The 19,076-nt window shown below is 68.3% G+C and carries 14 protein-coding genes; 6 read left to right on the top strand and 8 right to left on the bottom strand.

Annotation, left to right across the window (positions count from 1 at the left end; translation table 11 throughout):
- Positions 1 to 199: 199 nt before the first annotated feature.
- Positions 200 to 1,363 (top strand): DUF3068 domain-containing protein, encoded by a 1,164-nt coding sequence (locus ACIBH2_RS30840; protein WP_397123857.1) that lies wholly within the window; start codon positions 200 to 202, stop codon positions 1,361 to 1,363.
- 80 nt (positions 1,364 to 1,443) lie between these two features.
- Here ACIBH2_RS30840 and ACIBH2_RS30835 read toward each other — a convergent pair whose 3' ends face one another.
- Positions 1,444 to 2,742, bottom strand: a complete 1,299-nt coding sequence (locus tag ACIBH2_RS30835; protein WP_397123855.1) for a polysaccharide biosynthesis protein — start codon at positions 2,740 to 2,742, stop codon at positions 1,444 to 1,446.
- Positions 2,743 to 3,110: 368 nt separating this feature from the next.
- Here ACIBH2_RS30835 and ACIBH2_RS30830 point away from each other — a divergent pair, with 368 nt between their 5' ends.
- Positions 3,111 to 5,267: a hypothetical protein gene (locus ACIBH2_RS30830; protein ID WP_397123853.1), complete on the top strand. Its 2,157-nt coding sequence runs from the start codon at positions 3,111 to 3,113 to the stop codon at positions 5,265 to 5,267.
- A gap of 649 nt (positions 5,268 to 5,916) precedes the next feature.
- On the opposite strand, the gene ACIBH2_RS30825 is transcribed toward ACIBH2_RS30830, so the two are convergent.
- A complete protein-coding gene (locus tag ACIBH2_RS30825) occupies positions 5,917 to 7,095 on the bottom strand; it encodes a glycosyltransferase family 4 protein (RefSeq protein WP_397124297.1) in 1,179 nt (392 codons plus the stop codon).
- A gap of 224 nt (positions 7,096 to 7,319) precedes the next feature.
- Between ACIBH2_RS30825 and ACIBH2_RS30820 the strand changes: the two genes are divergently transcribed.
- Complete coding sequence (locus tag ACIBH2_RS30820; protein ID WP_397123851.1) at positions 7,320 to 8,174, top strand: class I SAM-dependent methyltransferase; 855 nt, start codon at positions 7,320 to 7,322, stop codon at positions 8,172 to 8,174.
- Here the strand turns inward: ACIBH2_RS30820 and ACIBH2_RS30815 are convergent.
- Positions 8,171 to 8,473 carry a hypothetical protein gene (locus ACIBH2_RS30815; RefSeq protein ID WP_397123849.1) on the bottom strand — a complete coding sequence of 101 codons (303 nt, stop codon included), beginning with the start codon at positions 8,471 to 8,473 and terminating at the stop codon, positions 8,171 to 8,173. The two genes, ACIBH2_RS30820 and ACIBH2_RS30815, sit on opposite strands and share 4 nt — an antisense overlap.
- Before the next feature lie 200 nt (positions 8,474 to 8,673).
- Entirely contained in the window at positions 8,674 to 8,877 is a 204-nt protein-coding gene (locus ACIBH2_RS30810; RefSeq protein ID WP_397123847.1) for a hypothetical protein, read from the bottom strand.
- 311 nt (positions 8,878 to 9,188) lie between these two features.
- Between ACIBH2_RS30810 and ACIBH2_RS30805 the strand changes: the two genes are divergently transcribed.
- Positions 9,189 to 10,634, top strand: coding sequence for an aldehyde dehydrogenase (locus ACIBH2_RS30805; RefSeq protein WP_397123845.1), 1,446 nt, complete (start codon positions 9,189 to 9,191; stop codon positions 10,632 to 10,634).
- A gap of 19 nt (positions 10,635 to 10,653) precedes the next feature.
- On the opposite strand, the gene ACIBH2_RS30800 is transcribed toward ACIBH2_RS30805, so the two are convergent.
- Entirely contained in the window at positions 10,654 to 11,592 is a 939-nt protein-coding gene (locus ACIBH2_RS30800) for a GlxA family transcriptional regulator (RefSeq protein WP_397123843.1), read from the bottom strand.
- 85 nt (positions 11,593 to 11,677) lie between these two features.
- Here ACIBH2_RS30800 and ACIBH2_RS30795 point away from each other — a divergent pair, with 85 nt between their 5' ends.
- The gene (locus tag ACIBH2_RS30795) at positions 11,678 to 12,109 is read left to right on the top strand and encodes a DUF6010 family protein (protein ID WP_397123841.1); all 432 of its coding nucleotides are present in this window, start codon (positions 11,678 to 11,680) and stop codon (positions 12,107 to 12,109) included.
- A 69-nt stretch (positions 12,110 to 12,178) separates the two neighbouring features.
- On the opposite strand, the gene ACIBH2_RS30790 is transcribed toward ACIBH2_RS30795, so the two are convergent.
- The 3 genes from ACIBH2_RS30790 to ACIBH2_RS30780 all read right to left on the bottom strand — a co-directional run bounded on the left by ACIBH2_RS30790 (position 12,179) and on the right by ACIBH2_RS30780 (position 17,360).
- A complete protein-coding gene (locus tag ACIBH2_RS30790) occupies positions 12,179 to 14,005 on the bottom strand; it encodes a phosphoenolpyruvate carboxykinase (GTP) (protein ID WP_397123840.1) in 1,827 nt (608 codons plus the stop codon).
- A 245-nt stretch (positions 14,006 to 14,250) separates the two neighbouring features.
- Positions 14,251 to 16,131, bottom strand: coding sequence for a hypothetical protein (locus tag ACIBH2_RS30785; RefSeq protein ID WP_397123839.1), 1,881 nt, complete (start codon positions 16,129 to 16,131; stop codon positions 14,251 to 14,253).
- A 29-nt stretch (positions 16,132 to 16,160) separates the two neighbouring features.
- Positions 16,161 to 17,360: a hypothetical protein gene (locus tag ACIBH2_RS30780; protein WP_397123838.1), complete on the bottom strand. Its 1,200-nt coding sequence runs from the start codon at positions 17,358 to 17,360 to the stop codon at positions 16,161 to 16,163.
- A gap of 349 nt (positions 17,361 to 17,709) precedes the next feature.
- On the opposite strand from ACIBH2_RS30780, the gene ACIBH2_RS30775 reads away from it, so the two are divergent.
- Complete coding sequence (locus ACIBH2_RS30775) at positions 17,710 to 19,032, top strand: lipase family protein (protein ID WP_397123836.1); 1,323 nt, start codon at positions 17,710 to 17,712, stop codon at positions 19,030 to 19,032.
- Positions 19,033 to 19,076: the final 44 nt, after the last annotated feature.

Below are 19,076 nucleotides of genomic sequence, written 5' to 3'. Positions count from 1 at the left end.
AGTCGCGGTCATCGGGTTCCAGTCTGCCTTCCCGCCCCGCATGTGAGCACTACATGTTTGACTTAGGGCCGTTTCGGGGTTTTTTGCGGACTCGGCGCAGCCTAGAGGCCCCATGGGCTGTTAGTGTCGGGGCTCACGCGTGCTGCGCGGCGACCGCAGTACCGCCGGAACGACCTGTTCTACGACGAGGAGAACCTGCATGGCACTGAGTGCCGGTACCAGAAGGACAGTAGCCTGCCTACTCGTGGGGTTGGGCGCGATGCTGCTCGTCGCCGCGGTGATGATCCCCACCTACACGGTCAAACAGCTCGCCAAGACGCCGCTCGACCTGGAGATCACCACTGTCGCGACCAGTGCCCCGGGTAGCAAATCCGAAGTGCTCGACGCCAAGTCGTTGACCGCTCCGGAGGGCGCGGCCAAGGTTGACACCAATGTCCCGCTGTTCTCGCAGCGCTTCCTGACCATCGAGGATCCCGTCAGCGCCTCGGAGCTGACCATCCAGGCCGGTCAGACCCTGCGCCGCACCGACAAGCAGGGTGACACCGGCCTGCTGACCGCCTCCATCGACCGCGTCACCGTGGACCGCAAGACCGGTATGCCCGTGGACGAAGTGGATGGCGGCCCCAACGGCGCGATCGGCGCGACCGTCGACAAGAACGGTCAGACGGTCATGGATCCGGTGCAGCACACCGGTCTCCAGTACCGCTTCCCGATCGGCACCGAGAAGCAGACCTACCCCTACTTCGACATCAACGCGCGGCAGACCTACGACATCAATTTCGTGGAAGAGACCGAAATCAACAGCATGAAGGTCTACCACTTCCAGCAGACGGTCCCGCCCGTCGATCTGTCGACCGTGGTGAACTCGCCGACCAACAAGCTGAGCCTGCCCGCCGCCAAGTGGGGCGTGGAGGGCGACGGCCCGGTGACCATGTCGCGCTGGTACACCAACGTCCGCGACGTGTGGGTGGAGCCGCAGACCGGCACCGTCATCAAGGGCAGCGAGAATGTGCACCAGTACTACTCGCGCACCGCGGACAAGGTCGAGGTGAACGTTCTCGAGGGCACCCTCGTCTTCGACGAGAACACCATCGAGTCGCAGATCGCGGTGGCCAAGGAGAACATCGACAAGCTGGCGCTCTACGGCCGCGTCATGCCGATCGCGCTGGGCATCATCGGCGCTATCGCGCTGATCGCGGGCCTGGTGCTGGGCCTGCTCGGCAACAAGGCGGCTCCGGTGCGCACCACCCGGTCGCGCCCGACCCCGCCTCCGGCTCCGGCCCCCAGCCAGGGTCAGTCGTTCACGGACGCACCGACCCAGCAGATCGACACCACTCAGATCGACATCAACAAGAAACCTTGATCTGAGCTGAACCGACCAGCGGCTCCCCACCTGTGAAAGGTGGGGAGCCGCTTCGTTTTCGGTCTGGGAACGCTTCCGGCCTAGGTACGCACGGCGCGAGCGCCGCCGAGCGCGATGGCCGCGATGACGGCCGTGGTGAGGGCCGCCGTGACGGTGGCGACGGTGATCAGGCCGAGGACCGAATCGGCGAGGGTCAACATGGCCGTGATGCCCGCCGCCAGCCCGAGCCAGGTGAGGGCCGCCGGGGCGGTGCGATCCGCGGCGATGGCGGACAGCAGAGCGCCTTGCAGTACGGCGAGCAGCGCGCCGTCGAGGGCGAACAGCCACAGCAGCCCTTGGATCGGCGCGTAGTCCTGTCCCGCGAACAAGGGCGCGAGCGGGGCCGCGACCGCCGCGCCGAGCACCGCGAGCACCCCGATCCCGGAGAGAACGGCCAATGCGGACCGCACGGCCTGCGCCGAATGCTGCGGCTGGGCCATCCGTGGATAGAGGACCACCCCCACCGCCTGCGGCAGCCAGAACGCGATCTTGGTGGCGACCGCACCGAGCGCGTATCGACCGGCGTCGTCGGAGTCGAGCACGATCCGCGACACGATCAGATCCGCCGACGACAACGCCATGAGCGCGGCCTGCAACTGCGCCGCGCGCAGCACGGGGACAACGCCCCAGGCGGCATCACCCGTCCGCTGCCGGACACCCTCGGCGGGTGAGCGCGAATCAGTCTCGGGCCGGGTCGTTTTCACGCGATCGTGGTGAGGTTCCGGCGAATCGGGCGGCGCGCCAATGTCGGAGTCCGGGGCCGGGCTCTGCCCCGCCGCGAACCGGGCACCCGTGGCGGCGACAGCGATACCCGCCGCGGCCGCCCATAGCGCGGCGGCCGTGCCCCCGCCCGCGGCCAGGACGACGATCGCCGGAGTCACCCGCGCGACGCCCGCCCCACCCAGAACGGTGGCCAATTCCCGAAACCGCCGCTGCCCCTGCAGAACCCCCTGTTCGCCGGATAGCAGCACCAACACCGGCGCGGCGCCCAAGGCCGCCGCCGAGGCCCCCACGCTCACGTTCAACACCGTGGCGACGACCGGAACCAACACCGCCGCGGCCGCCGCCACCAGCCCGGCGCACCGCCAAGCCAACCCCCGCGCGGCCCCTACCGTGGCCCCCCGCACCACTTCCCGCGCGACGACATTTTGCAGAGCCAACGCGGGAACAGCACACAACAACTGCACCGCGAGCAGACTCGCGAACGGGCTGTACCCGCCCACCCCCAACCACCGACTGGCCAACAATTGCAGCAGGTACCCGGCCACATTCGCGGTCATGGCCCCCACCGTCACCAACGTCAGATCCGCCACAACGGGTAGACGGCGTACAGCGGACATCCGGCAATGCTCCCACCCGACTTCTCCCGCCCGATCCTTGGGTAGCCCGAGCACGCACCGCACCGACTGCCGCACAACATCGCCCAGGAATGCGGGTCGAAGACGGCGGCACACCCCGGTCGTGGCGCGGTGGAGCGCCCGATTGTGCGTGTGCTCTCGCGATACCCCTGCGCTATTGCCGACGGGCGCAATCCGAATCCAGGGTCGGGTCCCTTGCGTCACCCAGCAGCAGGGCCTTCGATGAGGGCAGCGCCCCGTGGCGCAGTTCGCACGCCGTGCGCGAGCTGTTGCCACATGATTTCCGTACCGGCGGGTTGCTGGGATGGCGGAGCGGTCGGTTCGGGTGGGGTGAACGTAGGGTGCTGGGCGTGACTGTGGACGGTGGCAGGCGGGCGCGGGCTTGGGTGCCCGCGGGGTACAGCCTGGTGCTCGCGCTGATTGTGGTGGGGCCGCTGTTGGGGTCGGGCTATTTGTTGTTGCGGGATGCGGTCAGTACGCCTCGGTCGTATCTGACGGATGCGGCGCTGGGCGTCGGGGACGCCGCGCCGCGGGCGGTACCGCAGGACGCGCTCGTGGCGACGCTGTCGACGGTGATCGACGGCGGAATCGTCGTGAAGGCGATTCTGGTGGCAGCGCTGTGGCTGGCTGGCTGGGGCGCGGCGGCGCTGGCACGGGAGTTCGTTCGCGCTGGCGTCGCGGCACAACTGGTCGCCGCCACGATCGCCATCTGGAACCCGTACGTGGCCGAGCGCCTGCTGCAAGGGCACTGGAGCCTGCTGACCGGTTACGCGGCGCTGCCATGGATCGCGCTGCTCGCCAACCGGATTCGCACGATGTCGGACATGGCCGCCGGTCGAACGCTCCGGGTTCATGGATTGGCTGCCGACGGTCGGACAGCGGGGAGCCGCGGGGCTGCGCACGCCACCACCGACCCGACGCCCCCGAACCACCGGACTCCACACGGCACCACCGTCCCAACAGACCCGGATCACCGTACTGCGCACACCGCCGCCGAACAGGCATCCCGGGCTCATAGGACTTCAGGTGCTTCCGACGGTGAGGCAGCCCAGCCCCAGGAGACCTCGGACACCGCCGACGATCAGACAGCCCGGAAGTGGGGGACCTCGCGCGTCGCGGGGGACCGGGTGAGTCGGGCTCGGGCGTGGTGCTTGCTCGCGGGGTTCATGGGTGCCGCGGGATTGACGCCTACCGGTTCGCTGTTGGCTGGACTGGTGGCACTGCTCCTGGTGGGTCGGCGCAATCTCCTTGGGACAGTGGCGCTGTGGGTGGCCAGCGCCGCGCCGTGGCTCATGGCTACGGCTTTGTCGGGTGCGGGTGCGGAGCCGTCGGATCCTGCGGGGGTGGCGGCGTTCGCGGCGCGTGCGGAGCCCGGGTTGGGGACGCTCGGCAGTTTGGCTGGGTTGGGGGGCATCTGGAACAGCACGGCGGTACCGGGTTCGCGCACAACCTATTTCGCGTTGTTCGCCACACTGATTCTGCTCGTCATCGTCGCCTTCGGCGTACGGCGGGTGGTAACCGGCAGCGACGAATTTCGTCGTCCCCGTCGAATCCTCGTGGCACTGGCGGTGTTCGCCATCGTCCTTCCGGCGTTGGGCGCGACCGGATGGGGTATCGCCGTCGGAGAATTCCTGGTCGCCCACATCCCCGGCACCGGGTTGCTACGCGACACCCAGAAGTACGTAGCCCTCGCCATGCCCGCCTTCGCGTTGTGCGCCGCCGCCAGCTGCCGCACCGTTGGCGAAAAACTCACCCGTGCAACCACTTCCGGTCGGGCCGCCCCGACTGATGCGGCCGATGCTCCCGCACCGTCGACCGCCACAACAGGTCTCAGCGCGACAAAGACAACCGAGACAGGCGCAGCCCCTCAGCCTGATCGCCGAACGCCCTACATCGCAGCGCTTTTCATAGCGCTCCTCATCGCCACCCTGCCGGATCTGGCATGGGGCGTCGGCGGCACGCTTCGCCCAGTCCACTATCCGCCCGCTTGGCAACGAGTCGCCGAATTGGTGGAACCCCCCGGCGATGTGGCGGTACTCCCCGGTGGAATGTTCCGCAAATTCCCCTATTCAGGTTCAGCTCCGGTCCTCGACCCGGCCCCGCGCATGCTCACCCGCGACGTGTTGCAAACCGGCGAACTCCCGGTCCGCTGGGCCACCGTCAGCGGCGAGGGCACCCGCGCCCGCGAGGTCGAACGCCTCCTCCTGCGCGGCGGATCGGCCGCCGAACTGGCCCACCTCGGCGTCGGCTGGGTCCTGGTGGAAGGCGGCACACCCGGCCCCCTCGGCGAGTCGAAAACCACACTGGCCCAACTGGAACCGGCCTTCACGGATCCGGATCTCCAGCTATACAGCGTCCCCGGCCCAATCGCCGACCACGACGCATCCCCCACCTCCCGCCGACTGGCTGGAGCCGCCCATCTACTCTGGGCGGTCCTCTTGGCGGGATTTCTCGTCACGATGACACCGAACAGGCGTACGCGCGGAACATCGAGCGCCAGAACATAACCGCGAAACAGCCAAACGTGCCACAAAGGCGAAGTCCGGATCTTCACTCCACGGCAACACCACGGGAGCTGCTGCCGCCGTGACGAATTGCGTGCACACCCGCGCGACCGACTACTGCACCGCGAACAGCGAGCTCGTCTGGATGCCACTCCGCAGAGGGCGGCGGTTCGGCCAATTGGTCCACCTTCGCACCACCAGAACGCGTATCGACGAGTGTCTCCAAGCCGCGACATCGTTGTCGAAGGCGCCGCACACAGGGACCCGCTGTGTCGAAAAGCCAACGGCGGGCGGAGGTTCCGGCCGGGGGGTTATGAGTGGTTCATCGGCGAGCTGTTGTCGCCGCCGCGACGGATTGCGTTCGCCGTCGCGACGATCGACCTCCCTAGCGCCGGGCTGACATCACGCGCGAAAATGCCTCGGGCGGCCTCTGTACTGATCCAGGAGAAGCGGGGTGAGTGGCCGCCGACCTACGGCGCTGCCGCCAGCTTCACCGGTACGACCCGGGGCGCGGGCGCTGACGCGGGGCGAACCCTCGTCTTCGGCAGGCGGAATGGCGGTTCGCTGGGCTATACGCCCACCAACAGGTGCGTTGTGCGTGCGACAAGCTGCGGCGAGAAGCCAACGACAGCAGGGGAGTCCGGCTGACGGGTTACGGGCGAGCCGCCGGGGTCGGGGTGACCAGGCCGGAGACGCGGTCGCCTCGGGAGACGGCGGCGAGGACCTCGTAGACTCCGTTTCCTGTTTGCTCCCAGGAGAATTCGCGGGAGCGGGTGCGGGCCTTTTCGCCGAGCATGGTGCGGGTTTCGGGTTCGGTGAGGAGTTCGCCCAGGGCCTCGGTCAGTTGGGTGGGGTCGTCGACGAGTAGGCCGGTGACGCCGTCGACTATCGAGTCGGTGAGGCCTCGGGAGCTGCGGTAGCCGACCGTGGGGACGCCGTGTTGGGCGGCTTCGATGACGGCCAGGCCCCAGCCCTCCTTGCGGGACGGGAGGGCGTGCACCCAGGCGCGGGAGAGCAGTTCGTGTTTGCGCTGTTCGTCGACGTGGCCGTGGAAGGTGACCGCGTCGGAGATGCCGAGGGCGGCGGCGTGGGCCTTCAGGTTGTCGGCCCACCAGCCGTCGCCGATGACATCCAGGTGCACGGCGGGAATGCTGGGTCGCAGGCTGGCGACCGCGGTCAGCGCGTCCTCGATCTGCTTGTGCGGCACCAGGCGCGAGAGCACCACGATGCTCGGATGCGCGGTCCGGGTGGCGTCGGAGCCGGGGGTGACCAGCGCGGGGACGGGTTCGGCGCCATTGCGCACCACGGCGACCCGGGACTGCTCCACGCCGAGCGCGGCCAATTCCTCCGCCGAGGGCAGCGACACCGTCAAATACTGGTTGCCGCGATGTACGCGCGGCGAGAGCCGGGACTCGATCCACCACCCGATCCGCCCGACCACTCTGCCCGCCACCGGCCACTGCTCCCGATGTCCGTGGTGCACCAGCACCACGGTCGGCGCGGCCGCGGCGGCCCGCGCGAAGAAGGGGATCCCGTTCTGGGTGTCGATCACCGCGTCGGGGCGCAGCCCCTTCAGCGGACCCACCCCGATGCGCCCGAGGGCGATGGCGGCCAGCGCCCTGGGATAGACCGTGAACCGGCCCCCACCTCGGCTGATGTCGATCCCGTCGACCTGTTCCCGCTTGGGAGCCCCGGGGTATCCGGCGGTCCGCAGGGTGACTTTCACACCTCGCGCGGCCAGGTGCGCCCCCACCTGTTCCAGGTACCGCTCGCTGCCGCCGCCCTGTGGATGCCCGGTGTCGCGCCAGCACAGCAGCAGCACTTCACGCACGGGGTTCTCCAGGTAGGTCTCACGGGGATGGGTGAACAACGGGGTCCACCATAACTGGCGGGCGGGTTTCAGGGGGTGGCAGTGGTCGGGTGACCAGGGTTGGGTGGATTTGGCCTGAACGGTCGCGGATCGCATCGACAGGGCAGAATTCCACGTCTTGACGCGAATTTCGACCGGTCAGGCCAAGCCAGCCGCCACCCACCCGTTATGCAAAACTGACCGCCATGCTCCAACCAACCCTCCACCCCGGAACCCCCCGCTTCGCCCGCCGGGCCACGCTGCGGCGGTCCCTCCGGCTGCTGGGGAGTTTCAAATTCGAGCAGACAGACCCCGCCGTGTTCTACGGCGGCGTAGCCGTGGACACGGCTGAACTGGTCGAAGACTTCTACAAGGATCTGACCGGACGGTCTTTGCAGGGCACCACGGTCCTCGATGTCGGTGGCGGACCCGGCTATTTCGCCGAGGAATTCGCCAAACAGGATTCGCGCTACATCCCGGTCGAACCCGATCCGTCGGAAATGCACGCCGCCGGATTGTCCGTCCCCGGGGCCGTGCGCGGCTCGGGCATGGCCCTGCCCTTCCGCGACAATGCCGTCGATATCTGTATTTCGTCGAATGTGGCCGAACATGTGCCGCACCCGTGGGTGATGGCCGACGAAATGCTGCGGGTGACCAAACCGGGCGGCCTGGTGGTGTTGTCGTACACCGTGTGGTCCGGCCCTTTCGGTGGGCACGAGACGGGCCCGTGGCATTACCTCGGCGGCGAATACGCGGCGCGGCGGTACCTGCGCAAACACGGGAAGGAACCGAAGAACCGGTTCGGGAAGTCGCTGTTCGCGGTGCGGGCGGCCGATGGACTGAATTGGGCGAAGGCCACTCCGGACGAGGTGGAGATCGTGGCGGTCTTCCCGCGCTATCACCCGCGCTGGGCCTGGTGGCTGGTCCGCGTGCCCGTCCTGCGTGAGCTCTTGGTCAGCAATCTCGTCGTGGTTGCCACCAAGCGGTCGGCCGCAACCGACCAGAATGCCACTTCCGGGACGAAACAGTCAGCGCCCGAACGGGATTCGCGCGCCAGCTAGCGTTCGAGCACTCCGCGCCGCCAGATGCGGCGCAATCCGCCGGTGCATTCCGGTTCGCTCCACGGTGACTCCTGGGTTGCGAGCCCAACGGTTTCCATGGCGGTGAGCCCGACTTGTCCGGCCAATGCTCGCACGGTGGCTACCGCTTCGGCGGCTTGCAATGCCGCGGTCGCCTGTTCGGTGGTGAGAGTCCGCCCGGGCAGAAAGGACACCACCCAGCCCCCGGCCCCGACGCTCTTCGCCTGATGCGGCGTGAGATCGCTGGTCATCAACGATCTGTCGATCACTTGCACCGCCATGACTCGGACTCCCCTGTGCGGTAACGGTTCATATTCAGAACGAGCTATCCACGGTAGCTATAAGCATGCTCGCCGTTATCGCAGAATGCAATAGTGCGTTTGACGAAAAGCGAACCAACAGGTCGGAATTCGCTATTCGCAATGCGAGGAGTTAGCCAAGAATGCGCGGAAGCGATTGCGCACCTTGAACTCTCGCGGCACTACTGATCCGACACCACCACCCGCAGCACCGGCTGCCCCGCCTGGCCGTTACGACGCGGACCCTCGACCACCTCCACTCGCCAGCCCGGCGGCAGCGCCCGCTGCAACTTGCCCGCAGCCCGATGCATGGGCGTACTGGCCGATACCGGGGAAATTCCGGTTATCGCCGGGAGAACGAAAGCGTCGAAGTCGAGATCCGTCATGCATCGCCTGCCTTTCGCGAGTCGGTTGCGCACCCGCCCGGCTGAACACGCATACCGAAGACGAGCGGCGACAACCTCAGTTGAAACGAACAGCTAGCCTCTAGCAACTGGGCCGACGGCCCGCGAGATCAGAAACACAGTGAGCATAAGCCACCGCTAGGCAAACCGAATCCAGAACCGCGCAGACGACCCGGCACCGGGCTGAACGAAAACCGAACTCGCAGTTGGATTTCGCGTTGTTCACATACTTCGGGACAGCAGTCCGGACCATGATCCGGACAATGGTCGGCCCGAAACTGTAACGTGTTCTCATGGAATACCAGAGTCTGTTCATCGGCGGTCGGTGGACCACGCCTGCCACCTCCGGCAGCGTCCCGGTCGTCTCCCCCGCCACCCTGGAAACCGTCGGCAGCGTGCCCGTGGTGAGTCGCGCCGACGTCGACGCGGCGGTCGCCTCCGCGCGGCGGGCCTTCGACAGCGGGCCCTGGCCCGCGACCCCGCCCGAGCAGCGCGCCGAGGTGCTCGCGCGTGTTTCACAACTGCTGGATCAGCGGGTGGGAGACCTGGTCAACGCCCTCAGCGCCGAAATGGGCGCGCCCGCCGTGACGGCCAATACGCTCAATTACTTTCCGGCCAAGGCGGCGCTCGACTTCTATGCCGGACTCGGAAAGTCGTTCCCGTGGACCGAGACTCGCACTGGCGTGTTCGGCACCAGCCGGGTATCGCGCGAGCCGGTCGGCGTGGTCGCGGCGGTCACCGCGTGGAATGTGCCGCTGTTCCTCGCCGTCAACAAACTGGCCCCCGCGCTGCTGGCCGGATGCACCGTGGTGCTCAAGCCCGCACCGCTCACACCGCTCACCGCGAACCTGCTCGCCGACCTCTTCGCGGAGGCGGGTCTGCCGGAGGGCGTGCTGTCGGTCCTGCCCGCCGAGGCCGAGGTCTCCGAGTACCTGATCGCGCATCCCGATGTGGACAAGGTGACGTTCACAGGCAGTACTGCGGTGGGCCGCAAGATCGCGGCGATCGCGGGAAGTCAGCTCAAGCGCTGTTCACTGGAGCTGGGTGGCAAATCTGCCGCTATCTTGCTGCCGGATCTGGATATCGCCGAGAGCATGCCGAAACTCGCCTTCTCCGGGCTGATGAACAGCGGCCAGGCCTGCGTGGCCCAGAGCCGCATTCTCGCGCCGCGCAGTCGCTACGACGAGATCGTGGAGGCGCTGGCCGAATCGGTGCGCGCCATGAAGACCGGCGAACCGTCCGATCCCGAGGCCACGCTCGGCCCGCTCATCTCCGAACAACAGCGTGGCCGCGTGGAGGGCTATATCGCCAAGGGCAAGGAAGAAGGGGCGCGCCTGATCCTCGGCGGCGACCGCCCCGAAGGCCTGCGCGGTTGGTTCGTGCGGCCAACGGTCTTCGCAGACGTCGCGAACAGCATGGCCATCGCCCGCGAGGAGATCTTCGGCCCGGTGCTGTCGGTACTCCCCTACGACACCGAGGAGGAGGCCATCGCCATAGCCAACGACAGCGACTACGGACTGGCCGGTTCCGTCTGGACCACCGATATCGACCACGGCGCGCAGGTCGCCGCCAAGGTCCGCACCGGCACCTACGCCATCAACTGGTACGCCTTCGACCCGTGCGCCCCGTTCGGCGGCTACAAGAACTCCGGTATCGGCCGCGAGAACGGCCCCGAGGGCCTCGACGCCTACTGCGAACAGAAATCGCTGCTCATGCCCATGGGCTACGCGGGCGAATAGGACGCGGCCGTGGCGGGTGTCAGCGGAACGTACGCCGATAGGTGTGCGGGCTGACGCCCGTCGTGCGCTTGAAACGGTCGCGAAAGGCCGTCGCGGAGCCGAAACCCGCTCGGGCGGCAATGGTTTCGACGGTGTGATCGGTCGACTCGAGCAGCTGTTGCGCGTACCGGATGCGCGCGGTGTGTAGCCAGCGCAGCGGGGTCGTGCCTGTCTGATCGCGAAAATGCCGAATCAGGGTGCGGGGACTCGTTCCAGCTCGCGCGGCGATATCGGTGAGCGTCAGCTCGCGAGACAGGTTCTTCAACAACCACTCCAGCACCGGCTCCAGCGTCGCGCCCCGCGGTGCGGGCGGATGCGGTCGCGCGATGAACTGCGCCTGTCCGCCTTCGCGCTCCAGCGGCATGACCGACAGCCGCGCCGCCTCGGCCGCCACCGCCGAGCCGTGGTCGCGGCGAATCATGTGCAGGCACAGGTCCAATCCCGCCGCGGCCCCCGCGGAGGTGAGCACCCCACCGTTGTCGACATAGAGGACATTGGGATCGACCTCGATATCGGGATGTCTGGTCGCGAGTAGTTCTGCGGCCGCCCAATGCGTGGTCGCCCGCTTGCCAGCGAGCAAGCCCATGGCGGCCAAGGGAAATGCCCCGGAGCAGATGGACGCGATGCGCGCCCCGGCCGCCGCGGCGGCGCATACCGCCTCCCGCACCGCCGCCGAGGGCACAGCCAACGGATTCGCGACGCCGGGAACGATGATCGTGTCCGCGTCCGCGAGCCCGTCCAATCCCCATGGCGCGCACAGCCGGAACGCGCCCGCGTCGACCTCCCGCGTCTCGGCACAGATCCGAACCTCGTAGCCGGGGCCGCCATCCGCCAGCCGGGTGCGCTCGAACACCTCGATCGGCGTCGCCAGATCGAAGGGAATCACCCCATCCAGGGCGAGTACCGCAACGGTGTGCACCTCCGCACCCTACCTGTCACTTTTCCGGTGCAGTATGGCGAAAATGCCACTGGGGCCGCGACAGTGCCGTGCCTAGCGTCGAGGCATGATCTATATCGCGCCGATTCTGATCGGAATCGCCTACGTTCTGCTGAATTCGGCCATCCCGCAGGAGCATCGCCGCCCCTTCAACGCCATCTTCGTCGCGGGTGCGGGAGCCGCGTATCTCAGCAGCGGCGCGGTGGGTCCGTGGGAACTGCTCATCACGGCCGCGATCACCTACTGCGCGTACCGGGGCCTGAAGTCGTGGCGGTTCATCGGGATCGCGTGGCTGCTGCACACCGCCGCCGACGTCCTGCACCACGTGAAGGGCAGTCCGATTCTCCCCTTCGCCCACGATTCATCGCTCGGATGCGCGATCTGCGACCCGGTGATCGCCCTGTGGTGCCTCACCGGCGGTCCGGACGTGATTCGCCTGGCCCGCGACCGCATTCGGCCCGCCACTATCGAAACAGCCCATCCCCCAGCGCAAATGTAGGAGTGCGCACGTAAAACGGCTGGCCCGCACCGGATTCGGTGCGGGCCAGCCGTGGTGTGACTCTGCGTATCAGCCCAGGCGCTGCTTGAGGGCCTCGAACTCGTCGCGAATGCCCGAGGGCAGCTTGTCGCCGACGAACTCGAACCACTCCTCGATCATCGGGATCTCCTTGCGCCACTCCTCGACGTTCACCGTGAGCGCCTCGTCGACATCGGCCGGGTTCACGTCCAGGCCCTCGAGGTCGAGGTTGGCGGCGTGCGGCACGGTGCCGATGGGGGTGGCCTCGCCCTCGGCGGAGCCCTCGATGCGGCCGACGATCCACTCCAGCACGCGCGAGTTCTCGCCGAATCCGGGCCACAGGAAGCGGCCGTCCGCGCCGCGCCGGAACCAGTTGACGTAGAAGATCTTCGGCAGCTTGTCCGCGTCGGCGTTCTTGCCCAGGGTGATCCAGTGGTTCATGTAGTCACCGACGTGGTAGCCCATGAACGGCAGCATGGCCATCGGGTCGCGGCGCACGGTGCCGACCTTGCCCTCGGCGGCGGCGGTCTGCTCCGAGGACATGGTGGCGCCCATGAACACGCCGTGCTGCCAGTCGAAGGACTCGGTCACCAGCGGGATGGTGGTCTTGCGGCGGCCGCCGAACAGGATCGCCGAGATCGGCACGCCCTGCGGGTCGTCCCATTCGGGAGCCAGCGTGGGGCACTGCGACATCGGCGTGCAGTAGCGCGAGTTCGGGTGCGCGGCAAGCGTTTCCGACTCCCGCTCGTACCAGTCGTTGCCCTTCCAGTCGATCAGGTGATCGGGCTGGCCCTCCAGGCCCTCCCACCACACGTCGCCGTCGTCGGTCAGCGCGACATTGGTGTAGACGGTGTTGCCCGCGTCGATGGTGGCCATCGCGTTCGGGTTGGAGGAGTGGTTGGTGCCGGGCGCGACGCCGAAGAAGCCGAACTCCGGGTTCACCGCGTACAGGCGGCCGTCCTTGCCGAAGCGCATCCAGGCGATGTCGTCGCCCAGGGTCTCCGCGCGCCAGCCGGGAACCGTCGGCTGGAGCATGGCGAGGTTGGTCTTGCCGCAGGCCGACGGGAACGCGGCGGCGATGTAGTACGCCTTGTTCTCGGGCGAGATGAGCTTGAGGATGAGCATGTGCTCGGCCAGCCAGCCCTCGTCGTGCGCCATGGCCGAGGCGATGCGCAGCGAGTAGCACTTCTTGCCCAGCAGCGCGTTGCCGCCGTAACCCGAACCGTAGGACCAGATTTCGCGGTCCTCGGGGAAGTGGGTGATGTACTTGGTGTCATTGCACGGCCACGGCACATCGGCCTGGCCCTCGGCCAGCGGCGCGCCCACGGAGTGCAGGGCCTTCACGAACGGCTTGTCGGTGCCCATCTTCTCCAGCGCGGCCTTGCCCATGCGGGTCATGACGCGCATGGAGACGACCACGTACTCGGAGTCGGTGAGCTCCACGCCCAGCTTCGGGTCCTCGGCGCCCAGCGGGCCCATGCAGAAGGGCACCACGTACATGGTGCGGCCCTTCATACAGCCGCGGTACAGCTCGGTCATGGTGGCGCGCATCTCGGTCGGGTCGACCCAGTTGTTGGTCGGACCGGCGTCGGCCTCGGTCTTCGAGCAGATGTAGGTGCGGGATTCGACGCGGGCGACGTCGGAGGGGTCGGAGAGAGCCAGGAACGAGTTCGGCTTCTTCTGCTCGTTCAGCTTCTTGAAGGTGCCCGCGGCGACCAGCTGCGCGGTGAGCCGATCCCACTCTTCGTCGGACCCATCAGCCCAGACCACGCGGTCCGGCTGGGTGAGTTCTGCGACCTCCTGTACCCAGGCAAGCAGTTCCTTGTGCTCGGTGGGCGCGGTGCCATCGTGAAGACCAGGAATGGTCGCTGAGGTCATGAAAACTCTCCTGAGATGGGTGGCTCCGGGCGGGTCGAGTGGGCGTGAGTCCCGCTCGCTACACCAGGTGCTACCAAGTGCGGTCGGGCACCCGCCCGCTGGATTGCCGATAGCGCGTCCCGGCTGGACGGCGTACAAGGACGAAGCGGACGCCCAGGTTCCTGCTATAGAGGTTAACGCCATATATCCCCAGGGCAGGAATCGGGTTGTCCAGTCGGTATCGGGTCGAGACCGCCGACCTGCGGCTATTCGAATTCGAGTGTGTCAAGGTCACGTTCGCAGGCCGCTAATTGCGCCGGTCGGCGGGCTGCGGAGGCCTTGAGAAGGGCCTCGATTTCACCGACTCGGCGGTCTGCTTCGACCACGCGACGCGTCGCCGAGCGGACCACCTGGTCGGTTAGTTGGTCTTCGGCGTCCACCAACACCGCGGCCACCCGCTGTTCCAATTGCGCCTTCACATTCACCAGGGCGTCGGCGATCCATTGGCGCAAATGCGCCCGATCCGCGAGTTGGCCACGCGCCCGCGCCAGCCACGCCGCGACGGCCGCGCCGAGTAGCAGAGTCAGCGGGACGCTGGCGTAGTCCAGCGCGGGGACGAGCGCGAAGGGGGAGACGATCAAGCGGCCGAGGCCGAACCCGGCCGACGCGCCGACCACGATCATCAGCCGGTCCTCGACGCCGGGGCGGCGGGGCTCGGGATCGGGACCGACACGCGGTGTGACGGGGCGCTGCGCGGCGCGGGAGAGGGGGCGCGGTGCGTCCCGATGGCCGTCGCCACTGTCCGGGTAGGACGAATCACGCCTGGTCACACGAGCGTCGGGCACGTCCCGCAGGCGATGGTCGAAAGCCGAGTCATGCTCCGGGTCAGGGTCGTTCGGGCGTGCGGGATCGCGGGCATCGGTCCGCGGGCGGGCAGCGGACTCGTCGCGCGCTGAGGCGGCGAGCCGGTACTCGGGAGGCAGCTGTTCGGATGATGCGGCGGCCCGCGCGGTTTCGGCGCGGGCGGAGCGGACCACCTGGTCGAACGGTTCCATGCACTGTTCGATCACCTCCGCGAGCTCGACAAGGCGGTGCAGGAACTCGGTGTCGATATCGGCGGTGAGCTGGTTGACCGAGCGTTGCAGGATCTTCGGGTAGTCGCGTTGTTCGGTGCGGCCCAGGCGCTCCACCTCCGCGCGGGCGGCGATATTGAGCGAGCGAATGCGTGCGCCGATCTCGTGCACCAGGTCCACGCGCGCCAGTTGCAGGCGGTTGTGCAGGGTGGACATGGCGATGGAGCGGCCGCCGTCGCTGACCGAGAGCAGGGTGACGCGCTCCTCGCGCAGGGCCGCCACCTCCGCGCCGGAGCGCAGGGCGGCGATCTGGGCGTGAATGCGGTGGCGGGTGTCGGCCAGCACCCGCTTCAGGACGGCGTTGGCCTGGTCGGCGGCGGTCAGCGCGCCCGTCGCGGCGGCGAGGCGGGCGTGCAGCAGTCCGATTCCGGCACGGTCGCAGAGTGCGGCATCGGCGCTGGTTCGGGCGGCGATGGCCAATTGCGGTGCTACGGGGATGATGTCGACCTCGGCATGCTGGGGGCACAGCGCGTTCAGGAGTTCGAGGTCGCGATCGCGCACCGCCTGCCAATCGGGGTGCGCGTGAATGCCATTGATCGCGAAGACCATTCGCGCACCGTCCGCCCACAGGCGAGACGCGACCCGCATGGTGTGCGTGCCCAACGGACTACCCGCGTCCAGCAGCACCAGCGCCACGCCCACCGGCCGCGTGGGCTCGACCACGGGGTCCGACAACTCGATTCGAGGTGCGAAGCGCGCCAGCTCCGCCCGCAGCAGTGCGGTATTGGCGTCGTCGACGCCGATCAGCAGCACGCGCTGCCCCACCCCGTCGTCCGCGCGAGCGGCCTCCAGAAGCGCCATACCCTGCGGATTCCAGCGCGCCACAACGGTTTCCGCCGCCTCGGGCAGACGAATCGGCACCGTGACCTCGCGCACCCCGGCCGCCGAAGGCGCGGCTCCCAGGCTCAACGGCTCATCCTCGGGCATCGCCGGGCTGACGGCGGGCGGCGACCCGGCGGCGCATTCCGGATGCGGGGCGGGCGCGGCGATGGCCGGGCGCTCCGGCTCAGGCATGAACCCACCCATCCCGCGTCCCGCGGTGGTCAGAGTCGAGCATCGGTCATCCGTTCCCAGAGCCGAACATAGCCGTCGTGCACCCGCAGCGCGGCCCGCCGCGCATCCGGCGGTAGGTCGTCCGACGCCGCCCGCCAATGCGTGGCGTGAGCCAAAGCCGCTGCGGCATCGGCGGGTTCGCCGCACGCCGGAGGTGGTAGGCCCAGGCTGGACAACCCGGCGCGCAAACCGAGTGCCCGTGCCTCATCGCTCTCCAGGTACCGAGCGATCAGCTCGCGGTCACTGGCATCGGCATCCCCGCGCGCACGCATGCCACCCGCCGCACCCGCGCCGCGGTCACGCGAGTTGGCCGTATAGGGCGGCCACTCCTCATCGGCCGCCGCCAATCGAACGAGCTCATCGAGGAATTCGCCGCCGCGCGTAGCGGTGATCCGCTCGTAGCGCCGTTGCAGTTCCCGATGCAGCGGATCTATTCCACTGGCCGCGTGGAGAATCTGCGACAGCTGCCGCGAGGTGAGGTCGCGGTCGTGCCGCAGCGCCGCGAGGGCGCACGCCACCCCGGGCAGCGTCCAATGCTCGAGAACCGCGCGCCGCTCGGGTGCGTCGGAGGCGATGGCGGGCGAGGTGAACCGTTCCGGCACAAGGCCGAACGCCGGATCGGCCTGTCCGAGGTGACGGCGCAGCGTCGCCAGATCCTCCTCCGTGACAATCCCACTGCGAGTCCGCGCGGCCAGTGACGCGACAACCGGAAAGGTCGCCACCCCGAGCTCGGACGCCCACCGTTGCGCCGCCTCCACGGCATCCGCCCACCCCGTCCCCATCGCGTCCGCTTTGTTCAGCACCAAGAGGATTCGGCCCGACGGCGACATTGGACCGGCCGCGATCGCGTCGTCGGCTACTGCGCCGCTGTCTTCCTCGTGTGGCGAGATCCCCGCCAGGGCAATGCGGTCGGCTGGGTGCAGAGTGCCGCTCAGGACGTAGAGGACTATGTCCGCGTCGAGGACCGGCGCAGGGGTGTCGGGGGCGTCTATGGGCGCGGTTTCCTCGGCCGAGATGAGCGCCAAAGCTCGTTGCAGGGTGGTCTTTCCGGCGCGGGCGCGGCCGGTGACCTGGATGTGGACCGGTTGGCGCAGCCGCTCGAAGGCGGCGGTCAGGGGATGGATGAAGGGGGACTCTCGGGCGCGGAGGATCGCCAGCAGGCGGTCCAGTTCGGTTCGACCTTCATCCATCGCGTATCTCGCTGTCGCTCAACGCAATCGCGCTACGTACGGTAAGTCGGCCGATAAGCCGTCGAACACAGCGGCATACTAGCCACGCGATCGCCGTCGCGGCGCGGGAATGGCGGCAGCCGATACCGTCCTGGAATGGAGTTCGCCGTCGGTCCCGCTCAGTGGGATAGCGAATCCCTACCGAAACCGGTTCCAGCTGTGCCACAGAACAATTCGGTGAAACCACCCTTCCCAGACATCCGCGAGTCACTTACTGTGGCGAACAAGTCGGCCGCATCGCCGATGCGCGGCGTCGACACTGCGACCTCCGGGTCCGGGCAGCCGCCCTGGACTCGATCGGGAGGTTGCGATGACCATCGTCATCGACAGTGTCGACACCACCGGGGGCCTACCGCTGCCGCCGAGCCAGGATCCGTTCTTCCGCGCACCCGCGGGCTTCGCCGCTCACTCCCCCGGCACGATTCTGCGCGGTCGCCCCGTGGAATTGGCGCTGTTCGGCCTGGTCCCGCAGCGCGTCACGGCCTGGCAACTGCTGTACCGCAGCAGCGATCTGCACGGCGATCCCGAGGTGGCCATCACCACCGTGCTGCTGCCGGAGGGCGCCGCACCCGACGACGACCGTCCGCTGCTCGCCTTCCAATCGGCGGTGGACGCCATCACCGATCGCTGCGCTCCCTCCTATGTACTGCGCCGCGGCGCGCTCGCCCCCGGCTCGGTCACCCAGCTCGAATGGCTGTTGGTCGCCAACGCGCTGCGCCGAGGCTGGGCCGTGAGCATCGCCGACCACGAGGGGCCGGGCGGCAACTTCGGCGCGGCGCGCGAACCCGGCTACCGCGCCCTCGACGGCGTCCGCGCCGCCCTGCGCTTCGCCCCGCTCGGTCTGCGCCCCGACACCAAGGTCGTGGCCTGGGGCTACTCCGGCGGCGGGATGGCCAGCTCCTGGTTGATCGAGATGGCCCCCGCCTACGCCCCGGAACTGCGCATTGTCGGCGCGGTGCTGGGCGCGCCCGTCGGCGATCCGAAGCAGGTCTTCCTCAGCTTGAACGGCGGCCTGTGGGCGGGCTTCCCCACCCTCGTCATCGCCGCTCTCCAGCGGGTCTATCCCGCGCTCGCCGACGTGGTCGGCAAGGAGATGACCCCCGAAGGCCGCCGCCTGCTCGGCCTCGCCGAGCGGCTCGGACCGATCGCGGTGCTGCCACTGCTGGTCGGCCGCGATATCGAGGATTACCTGCGCCGCCCGCTCGCCGAGATACTTCCGGATCTCGACGGCGTGTTCGACGACATCCGTCTCGGCAACACCGCCCCGGCCTGCCCGGTTCTGGTCATTCAGCCGGTCAACGACCAATGCATCGACGTGCGGGGGGTAGATGGCCAGGTCGAGCGCTACCGCGAGGCCGGTGCCGCGGTCTGGTACGTCCGCGATCGGCTGAGCGAGCACTTCTCGATGCTGCCGCTCTCCACGCCGATGAGCCTGGATTGGCTGGCCGACCGGCTGGCCGGAGTCCCGCTGGCAGCCCCCTCGACAGAGACCGTTTGGTCCGTAATCGCGGTCCCCGCCCGTTGGCGCGGTCTCCTGGAAATGGCAAGTACCGCACTGCGAGTCGCGTTCGGACGCCCCTTGACCCCGCAGACGCCACCCCAGGTCGCGGACGTGACGGAACTGGCGGCCTGAAAACCGCTCGGGATGCAAACGCGTGGTCGATTGCTGCGCTAATC

The sequence above is a fragment of the Nocardia sp. NPDC050406 genome (assembly GCF_044459025.1).
In the GTDB taxonomy this organism is placed as follows: domain Bacteria; phylum Actinomycetota; class Actinomycetes; order Mycobacteriales; family Mycobacteriaceae; genus Nocardia.
The sequence above is the reverse complement of the archived record's forward strand: the minus strand, read 5'-3'. Positions and strand labels throughout refer to the sequence as shown.